9 protein-coding genes are annotated in these 5,819 nt (G+C 70.6%); 4 read left to right on the plus strand and 5 right to left on the minus strand.

The annotated features are described in order from the left end of the window. On the minus strand, positions 1-427 hold a 427-nt coding region (locus IE312_RS17955), incomplete at its 3' end, for a hypothetical protein (protein ID WP_229900010.1). Between the two features lie 207 nt (positions 428-634). Between IE312_RS17955 and IE312_RS17960 the strand changes: the two genes are divergently transcribed. After that, complete coding sequence (locus IE312_RS17960; protein WP_189982958.1) at positions 635-1,582, plus strand: GlxA family transcriptional regulator; 948 nt, start codon at positions 635-637, stop codon at positions 1,580-1,582. A gap of 13 nt (positions 1,583-1,595) precedes the next feature. On the opposite strand, the gene IE312_RS17965 is transcribed toward IE312_RS17960, so the two are convergent. Then, the gene (locus IE312_RS17965) at positions 1,596-1,901 is read right to left on the minus strand and encodes a hypothetical protein (protein ID WP_189982960.1); all 306 of its coding nucleotides are present in this window, start codon (positions 1,899-1,901) and stop codon (positions 1,596-1,598) included. Positions 1,902-2,059: 158 nt separating this feature from the next. On the opposite strand from IE312_RS17965, the gene IE312_RS17970 reads away from it, so the two are divergent. Both IE312_RS17970 and IE312_RS17975 read left to right on the plus strand, forming a co-directional pair. Then, entirely contained in the window at positions 2,060-2,485 is a 426-nt protein-coding gene (locus IE312_RS17970) for an Hsp20/alpha crystallin family protein (RefSeq protein WP_189982962.1), read from the plus strand. A gap of 336 nt (positions 2,486-2,821) precedes the next feature. Beyond that, positions 2,822-3,307 carry a DUF2267 domain-containing protein gene (locus tag IE312_RS17975; protein WP_189982963.1) on the plus strand — a complete coding sequence of 162 codons (486 nt, stop codon included), beginning with the start codon at positions 2,822-2,824 and terminating at the stop codon, positions 3,305-3,307. Between the two features lie 211 nt (positions 3,308-3,518). Here the strand turns inward: IE312_RS17975 and IE312_RS17980 are convergent, their stop codons facing one another. Further along, positions 3,519-3,761 (minus strand): DUF397 domain-containing protein, encoded by a 243-nt coding sequence (locus IE312_RS17980; RefSeq protein ID WP_189982965.1) that lies wholly within the window; start codon positions 3,759-3,761, stop codon positions 3,519-3,521. Further along, complete coding sequence (locus tag IE312_RS17985) at positions 3,762-4,607, minus strand: helix-turn-helix domain-containing protein (RefSeq protein ID WP_189982967.1); 846 nt, start codon at positions 4,605-4,607, stop codon at positions 3,762-3,764. It abuts the gene before it with no gap. A gap of 219 nt (positions 4,608-4,826) precedes the next feature. On the opposite strand from IE312_RS17985, the gene IE312_RS17990 reads away from it, so the two are divergent. After that, positions 4,827-5,459 carry an ATP-binding protein gene (locus IE312_RS17990; RefSeq protein ID WP_189982969.1) on the plus strand — a complete coding sequence of 211 codons (633 nt, stop codon included), beginning with the start codon at positions 4,827-4,829 and terminating at the stop codon, positions 5,457-5,459. Between the two features lie 33 nt (positions 5,460-5,492). Here the strand turns inward: IE312_RS17990 and IE312_RS17995 are convergent. Next, on the minus strand, positions 5,493-5,819 hold a 327-nt coding region (locus IE312_RS17995), incomplete at its 5' end, for a hypothetical protein (RefSeq protein WP_229900012.1).

Here is a 5,819-nt window from a genome sequence, read left to right on the forward strand (position 1 = left end):
GGTTGAACAGGCCGGTGGCCATGGCGAGCCGTGCGGTGCGTCCGGGCCCGGCGTCCCCTTCGAGGAGCGCGGTCTGGGCCGGCAGCACCAGCGCGACGAGGACGAGGGCGGCGAGAGCGGTGAGGGCGATCGACACGATCAGCCAGGCACTGCCGAGCACGCCCATGCGGTTCGCGGTGGCGAACCCGAAGACGGGGACGACGACGCCCACGACGGCGTAGACGCGGCAGATCCGGTGCAGCACGGGGAGCGTCCCGGTGGCCCCGGCATCACCGGCACCAGCGGCACCCCCGGCGTGGCCGTCACCGCCGGGACCGGCGGACAGGGCCCGGCGGGCGGCCGGCGGGAACATGCTGGCGGCGACGGCCACGGGACCGACGGCGAGTATCGCGGCGATGACGTGGACGGCGAGGAGGAACTTGGTCACAGGGGGACGGTAGGGGCGGCCGGGGCCCGGGAGCAGTGGCAGAAGTGCCAAGGTCCGACGGATTCTCGCCAGGCCCTGGGGGCCGGCTTCCGGGCAGCGGGCCCCCAGGTCGGTGGGGCGGGCCGGACGCCGCCCCCGTGCCGGCGACAGCCCGTCGAACCCCGCCCTCGTGCCGGCGACAACCCGTCGTACCCCTACTCTCTCGCCATGCACACCGTGGCCGTACTGGCGCTGGACGGCGTCATCCCGTTCGACCTCTCCGCCCCCGTCGACACCTTCGGCTGGGCCCGGCTGCCCGACGGCCGGCAGCCGTACCGGTTGCGGGTGTGCTCGGTGCGGGAGGAGGTCAGCGCCGGCGCCTTCACGGTCCGGGCGCCGTACGGCCTGGAGGCACTCGCGGAGGCGGACACGATCATCCTGCCGGGGGTCGCCCGACCCCCGGAGGAGCTGCCGCCCGGGGTCGCCGGGGCGCTGCGCGCGGCGGCTGCGAACGGCACCCGGATCGCGTCGATCTGCGTGGGCGCGTTCCTTCTCGCGGCGACGGGCCTGCTGGACGGGCTGCGCGCGACCACCCACTGGATCGCGGCACCGGACCTGGCCCGGCGCCACCCGCGGGTGACGGTCGACGCCAACGTCCTGTACGTCGACAACGGCCAGTTCCTGACGTCGGCGGGCGCCGCGGCCGCCCTGGACATGTGCCTGCACATGATCCGCAGCGACTTCGGCTCGGCGGTCGCCGTGCACGCGGCCCGGATGTCCGTGATGCCGCTGGAACGGGAGGGCGGACAGGCCCAGTTCATCGTCCACGACCTGCCCCCGGCCCCGGCCGGCACCACCCTGGAGCCCCTGCTCGCCTGGCTGGAGGACCACTGCGACCGGGACCTGACGCTGGCGGAGATCGCGGCGCAGGCCGGCATGAGCACCCGTACCCTCAATCGCCGCTTCCGGGAGCAGGCGGGTACCACCCCGCTGCAGTGGCTGCACCGGGCACGGGTACGGCGGGCCCAGCACCTGCTGGAGACCACCGCGCACCCGGTGGAACGCATCGCCGTGCAGACGGGGTTCGGCTCGCCGACGGCCTTCCGGGAACGCTTCCGCAGGGTGGTGGGGACGAGCCCGCAGGCCTACCGCAGGGCGTTCCGGGCTGGGGTGTGAGCGACCCGCGAGGTCAGGCGGCCTTGCGGTCGGCGACGGCCCAGGAGGCGACGGCGACGGCACCGGTGACGCCGAGGACGGAGGGCCAGGCGCCGACCTTCTTGGCCAGCGGGTGCGACCCGGCGAACGCGGCGACGTAGGCGGCGGTCAGCGCGCCGGCCGCCCGTCCACCGGCCCGGGTCCGCCACTGCTGGGCCGCCGCCGCTCCGGCGACGGCCAGGACGGCCCCGCCGAGCTGCCGCTTCCCGGTCCAGCGGGCGACGCCGTAGCCGCCGACGAGTCCGGTGGCGGCGACGACCGCGCTGGGAACCCTGGCCATGAGTGCCTCCTCGTATCCCGAATGTCTGTCCCGAGGCTAACGCGCAGGTGGGCGCCACCCCCGGACCTGAGTCCAGGCTTGTCAAGTTTCCGGCGGGGAGTTATATAAGAAGTCGTAGCGCATCGCGCCCAACCCCCGGAAGAGAGGAGTGACCTGTGATGCTCATGCGCACGGACCCTTTCCGCGAACTCGACCGACTCGCGCAGCAGGTCATGGGCGCCAACGCCCGCCCGGCCGCGATGCCGATGGACGCCTACCGGTCCGGTGACGAGTTCCTCGTCCACTTCGACCTGCCCGGCATCGACCCCGAGACGATCGAACTCGACGTCGAGCGCAACGTCCTCAACGTCCGCGCGGAGCGCCGCAACCCCGCTCCCGAGGACGCGGAGATGCTGGTCGCCGAACGGCCCACGGGCACCTTCACCCGCCAGCTGTTCCTGGGCGAGACGCTCGACACCGAACGCATCGACGCCTCGTACGACGCCGGTGTCCTGACCCTGCGCATCCCGGTGGCCGAACAGGCCAAGCCCCGCCGCATCCAGATCGCCGGCGGCGACACGGGCCGCAAGCAGATCAGCGGCTGACCCCTCACCCCCCGGGAGCCGACGCGCCCTGGTCCACCGGTGGCGGCCCGCGCCCCCGGCGCACCCGGCACGCGCCGGCTCCCCCCAGTGCCGACCCACCACCCATCCGCCCGACGGCGCGCGTCCCGTATCCCGACAGGGACCACTCGGGACGCGCGCACCCCTGCCGTATCCCCCTGCACCCACCCCCACTTACCCGCACACACTCCCGAACGGCGGCACCGGCCACAGTGCCCTCATCAGCCACACATTGGCCGAACTGACGCCCATGCCCGCCGCATTACGGGGTACCGGGCTTTCGGTGCCCCGAAGTGTCCCGGAGGAGGAGCCACCACGATGACCGTGACCACCCCGCAGCCGAGAATCGCCATCCCCGCCCCCGCCCCGACCGCTCGCCCGCGTGCCAAGAGCGCGACGGAGGAAGCCGACTGGCTGGCGCTGACCGAGGCGGTGCGCGAGGCGGGCCAGTACCCGACGAGGGCGGAGGCGGAGCACGTCACCCGCATCGTTCTCTCGGCCCTGGGCGGCCACGTCACCGGCGAAGAGCGCGTGGCCCTGGCCCAGGCCCTCCCCCGGGAGGCGGGCCGCGTCATCGCCTCCCAGATCCCCGCGACCCGCCCCCTGACGGCCCGCGAGTTCGTCGACTCGGTGGCCACCCGCATCGAGGGCTCGACCCCCGCGACGGCCCGCTGGGACGTCAGCTCGGTCCTGAGCGCCCTCGCGGACCACATCGGCGACCCCCTGACCACCCGGGTCCTCGCCCAACTCCCCACGGGGTACGCGCTGCTGTTCGGACGGGCGGAACTGGCGGCGACGGCATAACAGGCGAAGGGCGCCGCACACCAGGTTGCGGCGCCCGGGCGCGGCCCTCACCCGCAAGCCCGGGCCGGGCGGCTCCAGGGCGCGCCTTGGTCACGTCACTCCGGCTGAAGGACTGTGACGGTCTTCTCCGCCGTCTGGCGCGCGGGGCCGACCCTGGGATCCTCAGGGTGGGAGTGCGGCCCGAGGATTCCTGAGTACATGAACAGCATCGTCAGCTGGCCGACCCAGCGCTGGAACTCGGAGCGGCGCTCGCCCTACGTTGAGCCAAAGAGTTCACGAAGGGGAGCCAAGCGCTGGTGCGGACGGGGATGACTGGCCCGTCACTGCACTTCGAGTCCCGGACCCGGATGCCGTTGCTGACGTACGCGCACTCAACGCACTCGGTCGCGTTGCCACCGCTGTAGGACGACTTGAACCACCTAGGCTCGGTCGCGGGCTGAGTGCCGACGGACATTCACAGCTCCTTCAGAGCGCGATGGATCATGGCGGACGAAGACTCCATGTCCAACGCTTGTGCCTGAAGGTACTCGAACGCAAGTCTGTAGCGCTCCAGTTCCTCGTCCTTCTCCAGGAAGAGCGAGCCGGCGTGGAAGTCGACGTACACCACGTCCAGGGCCGGCTCAGGCGCACCGATGATGACAAAGCTTCCTAGTGCTGCGGCGTGCGCTCCCTTGGCGAAGGGCAGTATCTGGAGAGTGATGTGAGGTGACTCGTTCGCTTCTAGCAGTCGGCCTAGCTGCTCTTTCATGAGCTGAGGTGATCCGACGACGCGGCGGATGACCGACTCATCGAGGATCGCCCACAGCCGCGGCGGCTTCGGGCGGACGAGGATCTCCTGCCGCTTCATGCGGATGTCGACCAGACGCTCGATCTCCTCTTGGGCAAGTGGAACTTCGTTGGCCCTTTGAAGTGCAGTGCTGTAGGCCCGCGTCTGTAGGAGGCCGGGCACGTAGACACACGAGAAGTGGCTCTCACGGACTGCATCGTCCTCAAGGGTGAGCAGCAGGTTCATGCTCTCGGGGATGGAGTCCGCGAAGGAGTTCCACCACCCTTGCTGTTTGGCGTCCTTCGCCAGACCAGTGACGGCCCTTGTCTCGGCCTCGGTCGCTCCGTACTCACGGCACAGAGCTTCGACAACGACCCACCTGACGGGCCCAGCCTGGGTTTCGTACCGGCTGACCGTCGCCTTCGACACACCGACGAGTTGCCCGGCCTGCTCAAGCGTCAGCCCCTTACGAGCACGCAGCTTACGCAGGGTCGCGCCGAGCTGGCGTCGGCGAGTGGTGGTTCGCTCAGTCATTCGGCTCCTCTGCCGTGTACCGGGATGGTGGCCCCGAGATCCCCACAGGCTAGGTAGCGCTGAACCGGCCTCACCACCGGATTCACCCGATCGAGACTCGTGAGAAGTTGCATCACGAGAGTTCTCATATGCCATGCTCGTTGCCAGACCGCTACGCACTGCAGCCGTTCGGATACGGCAGGCGCGGGCATTGTGCGTGGCCTGGAAGGGAGGGTGCTCATGCCCATCTCTGAAACAAGCGATGGCCGGCCGCGCTGCGTCTTCCCCTTCAAGGCGGCTCCAGCTGAGGTGGGTCTGCTGCGGAACGCGGCGGTCAGGCAGCTGGCCAGGTGGGGAATGCCAGCGGTTCTCGATGAAGCCGAAGTCGTCATCACCGAGCTGGCGACGAACGTCGTTAAGCACGTGGGGGACGGTTCGGCGGCGACACTGGTGCTGGAGTGGAGGAGTGAACGGCTGCGGCTGGAGGTCCACGACACCAGCCCGGCGCTTCCAGCCCCGCGGAAGGCGGACTGCTTCGAAGAGTGCGGCCGGGGCCTGCACCTGGTCGCAGGCTTGACCGCTGACTGGGGCGTGGTTCCTACCGTCGCCGGCAAGGCGGTGTGGTGCGAGGTACCGATCAACTCCGGGACGGGCTGTCGGCGGATTGAACGCGCTGTGGGCCTGCTGGAGGCGTACCAGAACATGGGAGGCGCTCCGGAGCGGCAAGGGCGGAGCTGGGAGGCCAGCCTTGAAGAGGCCGCGGTTGAGCTGATCGCCGGGCTGCTCCATTGGAGCGCCGCGCGGGGGCACGATCCTGATGACTTCCTCGATCGCGCCCAGACGTCTTACGAGGCCGCAGCCGAAGCGGCCTGACCACCAGGCCGCCGGACGCCCAGTGCCGGCGCGTTAACCGAGCGCGGCTCGCAGTACGGTCCCAGCGTCATCCGGCGCACCCTTCTCATGCAGCTCCATGGCTACCGCCATGACGTCCTGGTTGCCCTGGTCCCTGCCGTAGGCGTGGATCAGGTCGTCGGCCAGCCCGTCCCGTCCGCGAAGCCTCAGCCCTACCACTACGAGCGCGGTCTCAGCCGGGGACAGCAGTTCCGTCGTGCTCTGCCGGAGCAGCATGAAGGCGAGGTCTTCCCGTCCGGAACTGTCCAGTTCCTCAGCCTGGGCCACCAGCTGCCGTGCCGCCGACACGTCTCTGGTACTCAGCTGCCGGTCCCTTGGCCG

The organism is Streptomyces capoamus, assembly GCF_014654935.1.
GTDB lineage: Bacteria > Actinomycetota > Actinomycetes > Streptomycetales > Streptomycetaceae > Streptomyces > Streptomyces capoamus.